Source organism: Microbacterium sp. NPDC055665 (genome assembly GCF_053618035.1).
On record NZ_JBSHGY010000007.1, the window covers coordinates 50,840 to 65,843 of the forward strand.

A 15,004-nucleotide genomic window follows, 5' to 3' on the forward strand; every position below is an offset into this window, starting at 1 on the left:
CTAGACCGCGGCCGGCTGACGGCCGGCCCCCGGCGCGTTCCCCGAACCGGACTGCTCCATCGACGTCGCCATCTCGGTGTCGAGGCTGGTGACCTCGTCGACCGTGCCCTTGACTCGCTGGGCGACCTCTTTGAGCTTGGTGAGCAGCTTGTCGCGGCTGTCATTCCAGCTGCCCTCGAAGTCGTGGCAGCGGTCCTTCAGACGACCGTCGCCGTAGGGTGTGCCGACGGCGTTCTCGACGTCGTCCTGCTTGGCCGCGGCGGCTTCCAGCTCGGCCACGATCGCCGTGAGCTTCTCGCTGGTGATGCTCAGATCACTGATCGGTATGAGCACGCGTTCGCCTGCCATGGTCCCCTCCTTCATCCCCGGACGTTTCGAGGTTACTGGCAGAGGTCGAGGCTGGCGATGGGGAGTACTCCCCATCCGCGCTGCGCGTCAGACCCTCCAGCTGCTGTTCTTGCGCTTCTCGGAATCCTTGACGAATGCTGCGATGCCCTCCGCGTCCGCACGCATGCCGAGTTCGGTGAGCGCTGCCGCGCCGAGACCGCGCTTGTGCACCTTCTGCGCGGTCGAACGCACGCTCGTGGTCGCGACGCGCGACAGCGGGTCGATGAAGCTGCTCCATCGGCGCAGGTCGACGTTCGCCAGGTCGGCTCGGTGTGCGCGCGCCAGCCGGCCGATACGGCGTCCGCCCGCCTTCCGTTTGCCGAAAGCCTCGGAGACGAGGTACTCGCCGCGGGTCTGGAACACCTTCGTCTGCTGCTGCGCGACGTCTTCGATCACCTGCGCGACCTCTTCCGCGTATGCGGGCATTCCGCGGAGCAGCCGGCGCTCCTCGGCCACCCAGCGTCGCAGCAGCACTTCGCCGCACTCCGGACACACCTGCTTCGGGAGGATTCCGTCGACCGCATAGCCGCACGCGCAGTCGATACCGCGCTGCTGCGGCCTGTGCGGACGTCCGCCGAGCTTCTCGCGCAGCAGGGCTGCGCCGACAGCGCTGCGCCCGAGCTCGTCCGCCAGGAGCCCCTCACCACTTCTGCGCTGCATCTCCGCGACGAGCGCCTCCCACCGTTCCTGGTCGGCGGGGCGGATCAGGGCACGTGCCGATGCCGCGTATTCGTCGAGCACGGCCGTGATCTCGGCTTCCTGGGCCGCGCGCTTCAGCGCCGTCGCCGATGTCGCGCCGGGCCACGACGGAAAGGAGATTCGCGCGGCCAGCTCCCGCATCCGCGCGTCCCCCGAGACTCCCGTCGCCTCGTGCAGCGCGGCCAGAGGCGCGCTCCCCTCCAGGACGCCACGTTCGAACTCCTCGACAGCATCGGACGCACTCATGCTCCCACCGTAAACGCCCACACACGACGAAGAGGGCCGACCGTCATGGTCGACCCTCTTCGTGTAGCCGTGCTGTGTGTCAGCTGCCTGCGAGCTGCTGGTCCAGGTCCTGGATCGCACGCATCATGCCCAGCAGCGACTCGGACATGTCGTTGATACCGTCGACCGCGGTCTTCAGACCCGTCGTCAGCTCCGTGTAACCCTCACCGAACTTGCCCGACGCGTGCTGCGTCTTGAAGTCCTCGCCCAGAAGAGTGTCGACCTGACCCTTCAACGTGTCCAGCTGACCCTGAATGTCATCACGAGCCTGCGACAGCGACGACGCCACCTGCTCCATCTCTGCATAAGACGCACCGAAATCGGCCATCGTCCACACCTCCGGAAATCGAATGAACCGGACCCCTCCGGCCCGAATACCCCCACCCTACGGGCATCCGACGGACACCGTCGATGGGGACAACTCCCCATCCCCCGCATCACCCCGCTACTCAGCGCCGGACGAACGCGGAGCGGACGCGGACCCACAGCGGATCGGCCTCGGAGAGACCCGACACGAGGCGCATGACCCCGCCGAGCTGCCCGATGCCCGCGACCAGCGCGATCACCCCGACCACCACGGAGGCCGCCGTCATCGACGTGACCCCGCCGGTCAGATCGCGGATGAACAGGGCGATACCGCCCACCGCGAGCAGCAGCGCGAGTGCCGCCGTGACGAGACGCAGGAAGACCCGTGGCTCGAAGTTCACGGTACGTGCGCGGATCCATCCACCAGCGCGACGTTGCCGACCCCCTGCGGTGTACGGCAGGCGGAGCCACCACGACGCGGCTGACAGGATCTTCCGACCGCTCCACCACAGGGCGACCAGGATCGCGACACCGCCGAGTCCGACGACCACGGCGATTGCGATCACCACCAGATCGACCGCAGCCGGGGATCCGCCGAGCATCCGCACGGCCTCGATCATCCCCGCCGCGACGAAAGCGCCGCCGATCGCCAGCGCGAAGCCCCCGAGCCCCAGGGCCCAGCGCGACCACCGCTCGAAGTCGCTACGCAGCACGGTCGCGAAGCGATCCGCGTCCACCGGACGTGCGTCCGGCGTGCGCGCGGCATCGATGAGGGGACGCGACTCGGGTCGGATCAGCGCAAAAGCCATGGACTCAGGTTATTCGCCGTCCAGGGGCGCCTCGAACCGCGCCCCCTCCGGAAGCTCGGGCTCGACGCCCTCCGGAAGGTACTGCGTCATCGACAGGGCGAACGCCGTCAGCACCGCGAGTTCCTGGCGCTGCTCAGGGTCCGAGCACATGCCCATGATGAGGACCGTGCCGGCAGCATCGGGCAGTCGGATCTCGCCGACGGTCATCACCGAATCAATGCCACCCCGCGACAGCAGGCCGCTGGAGACCGTGCCCACCCGACCGTCGGGCGACGTGAACGTCTCGGCCGTGCCGTCGTCTCCGAACCGGCCCAGTGGGAGCAGCCGGTGCAGCGCAGCAGCGTCTGCGACCTCGTCCTCGGTGGTGACCACGACATGCGTGCACAGGAACGACACCGCCGGCCGCTCGCCGAGGACGATCGAGACACCCGCGAAGTCGAAGGGGACGTCGGAGAACATGCGGACGCCGGCGTGGAAGCCCTCGGTGATCGCCGTGCGCGCCTCGTCGGGGAGCCAGCCGTCGCCGCTCTCCAGGTAACGGGCGATCCACTCGTCCGGCGAACGGTCGCCGAGCGCGCGGAACTCGATCCACCCCTGCGGCATCCGCTGCCACACGCGGTAGGCGGTATGCGAAGCGGGGGCGGTCACAGCTCGTCGTCCGTCTTCGGGCCTTCGCCGCGGATGGTGTTCCCTGCGCGTTCGGCGAGGTTCTGCCACGGGCCGGACAAGCTCTCGACGAAGCTCTGCCCGTTGTCGTGGGCGTCCTTCGCCGAAGACATCATCCAGTAGGTGTTCGCGACCATGTTGTTCATGTTGATGTTGAGTGTGACCGCGAGGGTGCCCGCCGCGGTTCCGCCGCCCGCCAGCGCCGGCGTCATCCGCTGGATCGAGGGGATCAGCACCGCGCCACCGGGACCGATCAGCGACTTCGCCGCCGCACCGAGCGCACCGCCGGCGAGCAGACCGAGCGCGCCTACCGCGAAGTCGGTCCACGAGCCGCGACCCGTGAGCGCCTGCAGCCCATCGATCGCGACGAGGGCGATCGACATGATGAGCGCGACCGTGCCGAGAACCGGGAAGAAGATCGAGAGGATGGCGATGATCGGCAGCGCCGCCCGGAGGATGTCCTCCAGGATCGGCACGACGTTGTCCATGAGCCACTCGCCGGCATCCGCCAGCCAGTCGCCCGCGCCCTCGAGGAAGTTGGAGAAAGCGTTGCCCTTGTAAGCGCTGAGCGTCTCGCTCGCGCCGACCAGCTGCTCCGCCGCGACGGCGGCATCGCCGTCGACCTCGCTCTTAAGACGCTGCGCCGCCGCGATGATGTCGTCGAGCTCACCCTGCGCGTTCGCGAGCGCCGTCGTCGCCTTCGACAGGGCATCGGGGTCGGCATCCTCGGCATCCGCCGCATCCGCCGCCGTCGACTTCGCCGAGGCCTTGCTGCTGACGGTCGCCGCCGCGGCGGCCGCCTGCTCCTCGAGATCACGCGCACGCGCCTGGTAACCCGCCAGCTGCGTGACCCACGTGCCGAGTGCGTCGCGGGAGGTGCGCAACGCCGAACCGGTGTCGGCCAGGTGCGGGCGGAAATCCTCGCTCATCGCCGCGCGGAAGGCCACGGCCGCTTCGCCGGTCCAGGCCGCGTCATCGTCGCCGTTGAGCATGGCCAGCGCGTCATCGATGCTGTCGCAGCCGGACGAGAGACCGATGACGAAGTCCTCGAGCTGACCGACATCACCCGGAGCCGGGTCGAATCCCAGAGCGGGGAAGGCGCTCATGAGGCCGCTCCTTCCTGGGGCTCCATACTCGCGGCGAGTTCGGAGTCGAGCCCCTGAAACGCCTCGAGGATGCCCTGCAGCCCCTTGCCGGCGTCTTCCGCATACCGCCCGAGCTTGTCGAGCCCGCCACCCCAGGAATCGTGGAGATCCTCGAGTCGTCGACGCAGCTCGTCCTGCGGGACAGCAGCACCGGAAACGGAACCCAGCGCACTCGTCGCCGCGTCGAGGGACGAGCGCATGTTCGCATACGCGGTCCTGCTCGCCTCCATCGCGGCATAGTCGATACTCACATCAGGCATGTCGCCCCTCCTGTCGAGTCGGAACAGGGACGCCGACCGATGGTCGACGCCCCTGGGAAACCGCGTGCTGTGTGTCAGCTGCCGGCGAGCTGCTGGTCCAGGTCCTGGATCGCACGCATCATGCCCAGCAGCGACTCGGACATGTCGTTGATACCGTCGACCGCGGTCTTCAGACCCGTCGTCAGCTCCGTGTAACCCTCACCGAACTTGCCCGACGCGTGCTGCGTCTTGAAGTCCTCGCCCAGAAGAGTGTCGACCTGACCCTTCAACGTGTCCAGCTGACCCTGAATGTCATCACGAGCCTGCGACAGCGACGACGCCACCTGCTCCATCTCTGCATAAGACGCACCGAAATCGGCCATCGTCCACACCTCCGGAAATCGAATGAACCGGACCCCTCCGGCCCGAATACCCCCACCCTACGGGGAACCCGATAACACCGTCGATGGGGACAACTCCCCATGCACCGCGCAGTGCGTGGGCATCACGCCGTACGGAAGCGGAACGTGCGGAACATCTCCTCCACCTCCGGCTGGACGGCCTCCAACCGGACGGGATCCTCGTCGAGAAAGTCGAGCAGGAAGATGAGCCCGTCGCGCACGCCGATGGATCGGACCGCCCCGATCGTCATGTCCGGAGACCCTTCCCTCGTCACGTCTGTGATCACCGCGCTCACGGCAACGTTGACGGCGACGTCGAAAGCGGTTCCCTCGAGGATGCTCCAGGTCTGCACGAACCCGCCGATGCCCAACCGCGCGTACTGCAGCAGGTCTTCGGCCGTGGTCGCCGACGTCTCGCCGATGTAGAGATGGATGACGATCGGATAGCCGCCGACGTACTCCGTGCGCCAGAAACGCTCGTGCGCACCCCCGGGAATCGGGGTCGGTGCCGCCTGCAGCGCCAACGCCTGCTCGGTCAGCAGCTCGGCGGTGGACTCCGCCCCGGTGCCCGCGAGCAGATCTGAAGCCAGCAAAGATGCCCACTCCTGCGCCGTGGCGAACTCACTCCACGGAAAGCTGAACGGAATCGGGACCCAGCGGCGACCGTCGACGGTGAAGTCGTACTGCAGCTCTACTGCCACCGGAAGGTCTCCATGATCGAATCGGCGAGCTCGATGGCAGCTTCCACGAGGAGCGGATCCGCATCGTCCGGATAGGGCAGCGAGGCGGTGAAGACGAGCCCACGACGGGAGTTCTCCTCCGGCAGCGCGAAGCCGTACCCGACCGAGCGGACGGCGATCCCCTCGAGCTCACCCTCACCGGGCTTCGTCCACTCCCAGCGGAGGATCGGCCCGATGGCCGTGTCGAAAGTCACGATCTCGGCCGTCGTCAGCGTGCGGAGGCCGGCCGCGAAGGTGGAACCGGCCGAGGCGACCTGCTGGCGGACCGCGATCGACAGCGGCAGATGGGTCAGCCCCTCGACCTCCCGATCGGCGAGATAGATGCTGTGGGTGCGGGTCTGTTCCAGTCGACGCCACTGCGAGGTGGCCAGCATCCGCAGCCGCACGTCGAGCTCAGGCTGCCCCAGCTGTTTCATCCGGGACGACACCTTCGCGATGTACCGCTTCCGCCCCTCTTCATCGACACGGTACTGCGACCAGCCGGGGGGCATCATGATGCGGAACCCGCTGAGGGCCGTCATCCGCGAGCACTCTCCCGGGAGCGGGCTCGGGCTCGGGCCGCCACTATGCCGAGGAGCAGCACCCCGAGCGCCACGAGGAAGTAGAACGATGTGGTCCACTGCGTCCCGATGAATCCGTTGTTGAAACGAGTTGGATCTTCGGGCGTGGCAAGGGCCCAGCCGAACGCGCATACTGCGGCAGCCACCGTGGGGCCGATCAGCCGGCGCACCCCGGGAACATCGGATGCGCGGGTCGTGACTGCGACGGCGATCGCGAAGATGACAGCGAGCAACCCGATGATGACGAGTGGAGTAGTCGGAACGACGAACAGCGGATAAGGGAAGACGACGTCCCACATCGGGTCCTTGGCCTCGCCCACCTGGCCGCCCGAGAATATCAGCGAGCCAATGAGGTAAGAGACCATCAACGTCGGCGGCACGAGCACCACCACGCCAAAAGCCACACGAAGGAACTTACCCACCGATACCGATCTGCCATGGTCCGCTGTCACGCGTTCAGCCTACCCGGACGTCACGAAGGCCCGGGATCTCGGGCTGGCTGCCGAAGATGCCCATCAGATCCGCGGTGCTGAAGCCGCCCCACGCCATCACGTTGACGGTCTGCCGGATCGCGCCGGGAAGGCTGGCCGCGGTGGAGGAGACGAACTGCTGGACGCCGGGATTGGTGGCGTACGGCGAGCTGCGCAGGGTGTTGAGGAAGGTCGAGGTCTGGGCCGTCTGCGATCCCCCGAACCTGATCGCGTCGAACGGATTGGTGAGCATCCCCGGTTTCGGCAGCGCCCGCGCCGACTGGACGGGCGCGAACAGCCAGCGGAAGGGCGTACCCCACGTCGTCGGCCTCAGGAACGAGAACCGGGGCAGATCCGACCGGATCGCGGCGGTGACGACACCACGACCGCCCTGGACGACGCTCGACAGCGTGGGAACTCCCCGAGACAGCAGCTTGCCGAGACCGAAAGGGAGCAACCCGACCGCGCTCCAGGCGACATCGCTCAATGTCGCCCGGCCGAACGCGAACTTCAACGTGGTCAGCAGGAAAGACGCCGCCGCCAGGACGAAGATGATGGCCCCGAGCAACCCGGTCAGCGGCGCGCCGATGACCAGGGCGATGATGCTGAGCACCACCAGGACGATCGCGATGACGTTGAGCACCTGGTCGATGAACTCCCAGAAGCCGTCGTTGTTCCCGGCCGTATCGATGGCCTTCTCGATGCCGTCCACGGCGGCGTCGTAGGCGTCGGACCACTCGTCGAAGACGCTGTCGAACGCGGACCACATCTCATTGCGCGCGGTCGTGGCGTTCGTCAGGCTCGTCGCTGCCGCCGATGCCGAGGATTCGGCGTCGTCCAGCGCGTCCGCTTCCGCCGAGTCGGCTTCGGCCCCCGCAGCGCGCGACGTCGCCAGGCTGGCGGCGAGATCCGCGTCTTCCTTCTCGTCGAGAGCGGCCTGATACGCCCGCTCCGCCGCCTCGACCTCCCCGATGTTGCTCGCCAGCCAGGAGTTGGCGACGCCCAGTGCCTCGCCGTACGTCGTCAGTGTCTTGCCCGTGCCGGAGTAGCGGGTGGCCGCAGCAGAAAGGTCGGTCGCGGTCTCGGTCGCCATCTCGGCGAGCTTGTCGGTGCCTTTGCTCTTGTGCACGGACGAGTCGCCGATGCTCTTCAGCTGGGTCGCGGTCTCGTCCATCGTCGTGGCGAGCGTCGTGAGCTGGTTGCCCCGAGCGACGATATCGGCCGCGTTGCCTTCGAGGATCTGGAGCTCGTTGCCGGTATTCGGAGACCGCATCAGACCGCCCTACTCGCGCTGACCTGCTGCGTGCTCGTCGACCCCTCGAGCTCACTCGCGGTCGACGTGTCCCATTCGGTCCAGCCGTCGATGATCGACGTGAGCTGGTCCTTGATGTTCGTGAGGTTCTCCTGCAGCTTCCCGCGCTTGTCGCGCCAGGCCACCTCGAAATCGATGACCTGGTTCAACAGGTCGCCCCGTCCGTCCGGGCGCTTGATCGCGCCCTCCAGGTCGTCATTGGTGTTCGCCGCCTGGTCGAACTCCCCGATCGCCGCTTCCAGACCCGATTTCGCGTCCTTCAGCTGAGCGAGGTCGAGCATGATGTCCATCTGGCGTCTCCCCTCCGGTCTTTCCTGCACGGCGACGGCAACCGTCCCGGCTCCGAAACACTAACAACCCCTCATCGACTCCGTCGATGGGGACAACTCCCCACCACGGGCCTACCCCTCGACGAGCGGCAGCTGCACCGTGACCTGACGCCCCGCCTGGACGAAGATTCCTCGCCCCTCGGGGAAGTCGGTTCGCTTGACCTTCGGGAACGGCACCTTGAACACGGCGTCGCCGTCGAACGAGTCGGGCTTGAGGATGATGCCCTTTCGCCCGGCCTTGAAGTCGCCGATGAACCCGAACCCGCTCGTCACCTGCGTGACATCCGCGTCGCCGATCAGCAGGTGGTCGCTGCGGTTGATGGCCTGGAACAGCGCCTTCATCTCGCGCTCGGCGGGGCTGTCGGCGAACTGCGGCACGTCTTCGACGACGACCAGCACCCGCGTCGGAAGCGCCTCGTCGGCGATCAGCTCGGTGATCTCCTTGGCCAGCTCCTTCGCCTCCTCCGGCGTGACGGCACTGCGCGTCCACGGGACGTAGTCCTTGAGCTGGGCGCGACGCCCACCGAAGTGGAACAGCACGACGGCCGGATCGAGGCGCCGCATCGACGTGATGATCGCCTTGAGCGCGTTCGTCTTTCCAGCCAGCGGCGGACCGGCGACGACGAACGTGCCGACCGGGTCGAAGTCGCGTGCGGCCAGCGTGTCCTCCGCGACGCCGAGCACCGGGAACTCGCCGATCCGGTCGGGCAGATCGCGCACGGACAGCCGGGTGGGCAGCGCGCCGATCTCGGGCACCTCCCTGGCCCCGGCGGCACGCAGCTTCTCGGCGAGCTGTTCGAGGAGCTTCGTCTGTTCGGCCACGTTCGGGGTGCCGCCGAGCGTGGCGATCTGCGTCTCGCGACCGTCGATGATCGCGCGACCGGGGGCAGATCGCTCGTCCAGCACATCCTTGGGGGCGTTGAGCATCGCGTAGCCGGACTCGTCCGAGAGACGCAGCACGACGCGGCGCGAGACGTTCGCGCTGACCGCCGTCGGCACCGAGCCCGAGCGGTCGGCACTCGCGACGACGTGCACGCCGAGCGGCCGCCCCTCGCCCAGGATCCGCATGAAGGTCTGGTAGAACGGCATCCGCGCGGTCGTCGACTCCCACTCGCCGCGGAACTGCGGGAAGCCGTCGATCAGCAGCACGATGCGCGCCTCGGCCTTGCCGGTGATCTCCCGGTACTCGGTGAGGCTCGACGCATTGGCCGCGCTGAAGCGCTTGCCGCGGTCGTCGAGCACCCGGGCGAGGGAGCGCAGCACCCGCTGCACGCGCTCGGCGTCGTCGCCCGAGATGATCGACCCGACATGCGGCAGCACCTCCAGGCTCTTGAGCGCCCCGGAACCGAAGTCGAGTCCGTACACCTCGACGTTCGAGTGCGCCGGATCGAAGCCCGCCGCGATCGCGATCGTCCGCAGCACGGTGGATTTGCCCGAGCCGCTGGTGCCGTAGACGAGGAGAGAGCCGTCCTTGTCGGGGTGGAAGTACGCCGGCTCCTGCAACTGCCGTTCCGGAACGTCCATCTTGCCCAGCAGCACCTGACCGTCGCCGAGGACGGGGAGGTCGCGCATATCGACGGCCCCCTCCAGGTCGTCGAGCCACGGCCGCCGGGGCGCGGGGATGCGTGCCGCGCGTGCCGCGTTCACGAGCGTCGCCACGATGCGCTTCTGGTCGTTCGGCCCGAGGTCCTCGTCGTGCGAGTCCGACTCGGGAGCCTGCTCGGCCTCCCAGGTCTGGATGGAACCGAAGCGCAGCTCCGCCACCTTGACCTCGGCGACCTGCGCCTCGTCGGTCGTCCAGCCACCGGCATACGCCGACTGGAACGGCACGAGACGGCCGGGGCCGGTCTTCGCGATGCCGCGACCGGGCAGCGAGGGCGGGAAGGATGCGGCCACCGGGTCGTCGACCACGTCCTTGGAATCGGACTCATCGGCCATGCGCAGCGCGACGCGCAGGTTGGTGTTCGCGCGGAGGTTGTCCTTGATGACACCCGCCGGGCGCTGCGTGGCCATGATGAGGTGGATGCCGAGCGAACGACCGCGCTGGGCGATGTCGACGACGCCGTCGACGAACTCCGGCACCTCGCCGGCGAGCGCAGCGAACTCGTCGATCACGAGCACCAGCGCCGGCGGCGTCTCGGGGTCGCGGCGCTTCTCGAGCTCGAGCAGATCCTTGGCTTTCTTGCGATTGAAGAGGTGCTCACGGTGGTGCAGCTCGGCACGCAGGCTGGTGAGGGCGCGACGTACGAGGTGCGGGCTCAGGTCGGTCACGAGACCCACTGTGTGCGGCAGATCGACGCAGTCCGCGAACGCGGAGCCACCCTTGTAGTCGACGAACAGGAAGGTGACGCGGTCGGGACTGTGCGCGGCGGCCATGCCGAGGACCCACGCCTGCAGGAACTCGCTCTTACCCGCACCGGTGGTGCCGCCGACGAGCGCGTGCGGGCCCTGTGTGCGCAGGTCGAGGGTCATGGCGTCGGTCTGCGACTGTCCGACGATGGCCCGCAGGTTGCCGGCCTTCTTCAGCCGCGACTGGGGCGCTCCGGAGCGGTCGATGATCGTGTTGTTCTGCCGCCAGCGGTCGATGACCGCGTTCGCGTCCTCGGCGACCTCGTTGCCCACCAAGGAGAGGAAACTCACGGAGTTCGGGATGTCGGAGGAGTCTTCGATCACCGTGCTGGAGTCGACGACGGGTGCCAGACGCTTGGCGAACATGGTCATGTACGCGTGCGAGACCCCCTCGACCTGCACGCCGTGATAGTCCACGCCGCTGCGCACGGTGCCGACCGTGGCGCCGTCGAGGCCCGCACTGACATCCATGAACGTGCGGCACGCCGCGGGGAGGGCGGCGACGACCGGAGCGACGAACAATGCGTACACGCCGACGTCGGCACCGCGTTCGAGGATCTGGGTCAGCCGCGCGCGATCGACCGGTGCGTCGTTCGTGACGATGACCAGGACCGCCGTCTGCCCGGGGAAGGTCGCATCCTCCGCCGCGCGCTTGACATCGGTGCCGTAGCGCATCGGATCCCAGTCGTCGCCGTACGGGGGGCGGGACGACTTCGCCTCGCGCGAGCGCCGCAGCACGATCTCCTCGAGACCGCTGAGGAGAGCCGCACCTGTGGAGGCGGAGTCGGCGAGGGGCATCTCCTTGAACGGGTTGCGCTCGCTGGAGGTGTGCGGCAGCCACTTGAGCCAGTCGAGCTCGTTGGCCCACCCCGGCTCGGTGAGGGCGACCGTGACCAGTTCGTTCGGCGAATGCGTGCCGAACAGCTGCACCGCGATCCCGCGCAGCGCGTCGCTCGCCAGCGAGGTGGGACCTGCCACGCCGATCGAGCCCACGCTCTGCAGCGACTCCAGGATCGGTACGTCGGCGATCATGCGGTACCGCTCCTCGAGACGGTCGACGCGCTCGACGTACTCGACCAGCGCCTCGGGGGTCTCGGTGCGCTTGATCCTGGTGCGCGCCACGTCTTCGCAGACACCCAGGCGCAGGGCCAGGAAGTTCCAGTGCTCGGGGCGCCGCGTCCACAGCAGGGGACCGAGGCGCATCGCCTCGTCGAAGACGACCGCGACCGCCGGAACCTCGTTCTGCCGCACCTCCCGCTCCTTCGGGTGCGCGTGGTACAGCCTCTCCTCGAGCCGCTCGAACTGCTCCTCGAACGACTCCACCTCCTTGCGCAGGCGCTGACCGATGTTGGTCTTCTGGGAGATGAAGTTGCCGAACATCATCATCGGCGAGGCGGCCGCGATCAGCAGGGACGCCGGCCGTCCCGTGATGCTGTACATCGTCACCGCCAGCAGGATCGGGGCGACGAGCATGGGCCAGGGGAACAGCCGCGAGACCTGATCGCGGGGATACCGCGGCTCGTCGAGATCCTGCCCGGCGAAGCGCTCCTCGACGCGCGGGCTGCGGTTGAACATGAGCGCTCCCCCGCGCTCGAGCACCGGATCGCCGGCGGCCGAGCCGTCGAAGTCGCTCACCATGTGCACCACGAACTCGCAGTCGCCGAGCGCGAAGGTCTGTCCGGGGATGACGCGCAGGCGCTGCACGAGCCCGCCGTCGACGAGGATGCCGTTCGCGGAGTTCAGATCCACGAGCTCGACGAAGGTGGCAGCGACCTCGATGCGCGCGTGCCGCTTCGAGACGAGCGGGTCGGCGATCGTGATGTCGTTCGCCGCGTCGCGACCGATCAGGAAATGGCCGACGGGCAGCGGGAACTCCTGGCCGGCGGCGGGACCGGCGATCACGCGGATCACGGCCGCAGGGCGCAGGCTCGCGCTCCCCACCGAGACCCGGTTCGGTCCGACGTTCACCACCTCGGCGAGGAAACCGGAGCCGATGGGCGCGTCGCCGACCAGCAGGTCGGGGTTGAGCATCGTGAGCTGCTCACTCGTGGGCGGAGCGACCGAGAGCGTGAGCACGTCCTCCGGCGCGGCGACGATGCCGCGGGTGGGGTCGGTCGTGGCGATCTGCCGCGCGACGTCGGCGATGGTCGCCGTCGAGTCCGCCATCACGACGACGTCGGTCAGGGGTGCTGCGGGTCGACGCAGGGTCAGCTTGACTCTCATCGCTCGTCCTCACCGCGCCGAGGGCGCATCACACTGCTTCGGGTCATGCCCGTTCCACCTGCAGGAAACGGTCGCCGAAGCGCACCGTGTCCCCGCTCTGCAGCTCGGCCGGGTGCCCGGCGACGAGCTCGGTCTCCGTGCCGCCTCGCACGATCGCACTGCCGTTGGTCGACGCGCGGTCGACCACGAACACGCCGCGCCGCGCCGGCATCACGGCGATGTGCGTCTTGGACACCGAGCGGGTGTCGTCGACGACGGGCACCAGATGCGCGACGCCCTCGCCGGCGGCCGCGCTGGGCGAGCGTCCGAGCAGGGTCGTCCCCCGCACCTCGATGCGTTCACCGGTGTCGAGCACGAGGACGGCACGCACGCCGGCGGGCGCTGCCGGAGTGGCAGGTTCGGCGGCTGCGGCTGGCGCAGGAGTTGCGGCGGGCGCAGGAGCTGGAGCAGGAGTTGCGGCAGGCGTCGGCGCAGGAGCGGGAGTTGCGGCGTGCGCTGGCGCCGGAGCGGGGACAGCCGTGGCTGCGGGCGGTGCCGCTCCGGTGGCCAGCGACGGCGGCACGGCCGAGACCATCGAGTCGATGGCCGGCGAATCGGTCTGCTCCGGGGGCGCGCCCGGGGCAGAGCGATGCGCACCGATGACCCCGCCGGAGAGCCGTGCGCTCGGGATGTACTCGTCGGGAGCATCGCGATCGACCGGAGTCGCGAGGGAGGGCAGCGGCGCCCGCTCTTCATGCTCGGGCGTCTTCACGCGTTTGCGCGCGATGCGCATGCGCTTCTGGTCGTACGGATTCAGACCGCCGCGCACGTCCACGAACCACGTCGCCGCCGCGAGGTCGAGCCATCCCCGTCCGCGCCGCTCGATGTCGAACAACGGGGAGAGCATGATCACCAGGACCGGGCCGATGAGGGGGACGAGGAGGGATGCGCACGCCACCAGGTAGCGCACCACCGCGCCCCGCCAGAAGCCGGGACGCTCGAGGGTCTTCACGTTCACGGAGCGGATGCCGCAGATCGCCTTGCCGAGCGTCACGCCCTTGCGTCCGTGCAACACGAGTTGGACCACGGTGTACGCGATCATCAGCCCCTGGGAGGCGGCAGCGGCCACGATGAGCCACACCAGGTCGTCTCGGGCGAAGAATTCGGCGGGCTCGAACCCCCCGGAGACCGTCTGAACGAGCACCGGCGTCAGAGCGATGACGGCGGGCAGGGCGATGATCACCGCCACGGCCAACTCCACGAGCGCGGCGAGCACACGCGAACCGCGTCCCGCGGCGCGCAGCCCCAACGCTTCGGCGTATGCCGGATCGGGGCGTCCGTGCGCGTCGAGTCCTTCGATCTCGGGAGCGCCGTCGTCGATCTCCCAGATCACTCCTGCTCTCCCTCGGACTCGTCGAGGGAGTGCGCGGTGTCGAGCAGGTGCAGGTCGCTCTTGCCCACCATTCGCGAGGCGATGACATGCTCGACCAGCCGCGCACGCCGGTTGGTCGCGAAGCTGCGCTGACCTCCGCGCATCCCCGGGACGCCGATCCGGTCGAGCTTGTCGCAGACGTTGTCGAGTTTGCGGTTGAACCGGGTGACCGTCCATCCGAGGCGCTCGGCCGCCTTGGCCGACGTCGGGATCTCGCTCATCCCTGTGCCGTCGCGACGCAGCTGCGGTTCGGCGAGCGCGAGGATGAGCAGCTTCTGGCTGAGAGTCAGCGGCACGTCGCCGATGGTCGAGTCGCCTCCGTCGTCATGCTCGCGCCTGGTCGCATGGAACGTCGGTTCCGCCGCGTGCAAGGTGAGCTCGTACGTCGTGGGACCTGCGCTGAACACGATCGTCGTCTTCTCGAACACGAGCGGGAGGCGCGCACCCGGTGCGAGCCAGGCCTGCACCCCTCCGGCCGAGTCGGTCACCGTCGCCGTGAGGCGGGTGCCGACGTTCGACAGCCACCACAGGCCGTCTGCGTCGGTGATCTCCAAGAAGTGCCGATGCAGGAACAGGTTGTCGTCGAGCTCGAGGTCGCCCTCGCGGCCCACGATGAATCGTCCGCCGCGCTGGACGGGGAAGTACTCCCCCGCGAACTCGACAGTCACTCCTC

General features: G+C 68.5%; 16 protein-coding genes. All 16 read right to left on the bottom strand.

Features of this window, described 5'->3' with window-relative positions; genetic code table 11:
- Positions 1-348 (bottom strand): hypothetical protein, encoded by a 348-nt coding sequence (locus tag ACWGO6_RS15095; RefSeq protein ID WP_452327109.1) that lies wholly within the window; start codon positions 346-348, stop codon positions 1-3.
- Between the two features lie 87 nt (positions 349-435).
- Positions 436-1,332 carry a hypothetical protein gene (locus ACWGO6_RS15100; protein ID WP_452327110.1) on the bottom strand — a complete coding sequence of 299 codons (897 nt, stop codon included), beginning with the start codon at positions 1,330-1,332 and terminating at the stop codon, positions 436-438.
- 79 nt (positions 1,333-1,411) lie between these two features.
- On the bottom strand, positions 1,412-1,699 hold the full coding sequence (locus tag ACWGO6_RS15105) for a WXG100 family type VII secretion target (RefSeq protein WP_028501988.1): 288 nt from the start codon (positions 1,697-1,699) through the stop codon (positions 1,412-1,414).
- A gap of 121 nt (positions 1,700-1,820) precedes the next feature.
- Entirely contained in the window at positions 1,821-2,486 is a 666-nt protein-coding gene (locus ACWGO6_RS15110) for a hypothetical protein (protein ID WP_136040508.1), read from the bottom strand.
- 9 nt (positions 2,487-2,495) lie between these two features.
- Positions 2,496-3,134 (bottom strand): hypothetical protein, encoded by a 639-nt coding sequence (locus ACWGO6_RS15115; RefSeq protein ID WP_452327111.1) that lies wholly within the window; start codon positions 3,132-3,134, stop codon positions 2,496-2,498.
- Positions 3,131-4,258, bottom strand: a complete 1,128-nt coding sequence (locus ACWGO6_RS15120; RefSeq protein ID WP_452327112.1) for a hypothetical protein — start codon at positions 4,256-4,258, stop codon at positions 3,131-3,133. The genes ACWGO6_RS15115 and ACWGO6_RS15120 overlap by 4 nt, the downstream gene beginning before the upstream one ends.
- Positions 4,255-4,557 carry a hypothetical protein gene (locus ACWGO6_RS15125; protein ID WP_136040505.1) on the bottom strand — a complete coding sequence of 101 codons (303 nt, stop codon included), beginning with the start codon at positions 4,555-4,557 and terminating at the stop codon, positions 4,255-4,257. Before ACWGO6_RS15125 ends, ACWGO6_RS15120 begins: the two co-directional genes overlap by 4 nt.
- 74 nt (positions 4,558-4,631) lie before the next feature.
- Entirely contained in the window at positions 4,632-4,919 is a 288-nt protein-coding gene (locus ACWGO6_RS15130) for a WXG100 family type VII secretion target (protein WP_028501988.1), read from the bottom strand.
- A gap of 122 nt (positions 4,920-5,041) precedes the next feature.
- Positions 5,042-5,638 (bottom strand): hypothetical protein, encoded by a 597-nt coding sequence (locus ACWGO6_RS15135; RefSeq protein ID WP_452327113.1) that lies wholly within the window; start codon positions 5,636-5,638, stop codon positions 5,042-5,044.
- The gene (locus ACWGO6_RS15140) at positions 5,629-6,198 is read right to left on the bottom strand and encodes a hypothetical protein (protein WP_136040482.1); all 570 of its coding nucleotides are present in this window, start codon (positions 6,196-6,198) and stop codon (positions 5,629-5,631) included. The genes ACWGO6_RS15135 and ACWGO6_RS15140 overlap by 10 nt, the downstream gene beginning before the upstream one ends.
- Positions 6,195-6,629 (bottom strand): hypothetical protein, encoded by a 435-nt coding sequence (locus tag ACWGO6_RS15145; protein WP_452327114.1) that lies wholly within the window; start codon positions 6,627-6,629, stop codon positions 6,195-6,197. Before ACWGO6_RS15145 ends, ACWGO6_RS15140 begins: the two co-directional genes overlap by 4 nt.
- Positions 6,630-6,693: 64 nt before the next feature.
- Entirely contained in the window at positions 6,694-7,980 is a 1,287-nt protein-coding gene (locus ACWGO6_RS15150) for a DUF2721 domain-containing protein (protein WP_136040484.1), read from the bottom strand.
- A complete protein-coding gene (locus ACWGO6_RS15155; RefSeq protein WP_136040485.1) occupies positions 7,980-8,309 on the bottom strand; it encodes a hypothetical protein in 330 nt (109 codons plus the stop codon). The genes ACWGO6_RS15150 and ACWGO6_RS15155 overlap by 1 nt, the downstream gene beginning before the upstream one ends.
- Before the next feature lie 111 nt (positions 8,310-8,420).
- Positions 8,421-12,920 carry an FtsK/SpoIIIE domain-containing protein gene (locus ACWGO6_RS15160; protein WP_452327115.1) on the bottom strand — a complete coding sequence of 1,500 codons (4,500 nt, stop codon included), beginning with the start codon at positions 12,918-12,920 and terminating at the stop codon, positions 8,421-8,423.
- A gap of 43 nt (positions 12,921-12,963) precedes the next feature.
- Positions 12,964-14,292 (bottom strand): RDD family protein, encoded by a 1,329-nt coding sequence (locus ACWGO6_RS15165; protein WP_452327116.1) that lies wholly within the window; start codon positions 14,290-14,292, stop codon positions 12,964-12,966.
- A complete protein-coding gene (locus tag ACWGO6_RS15170) occupies positions 14,289-14,999 on the bottom strand; it encodes a hypothetical protein (RefSeq protein ID WP_452327117.1) in 711 nt (236 codons plus the stop codon). Before ACWGO6_RS15170 ends, ACWGO6_RS15165 begins: the two co-directional genes overlap by 4 nt.
- Positions 15,000-15,004: the final 5 nt, after the last annotated feature.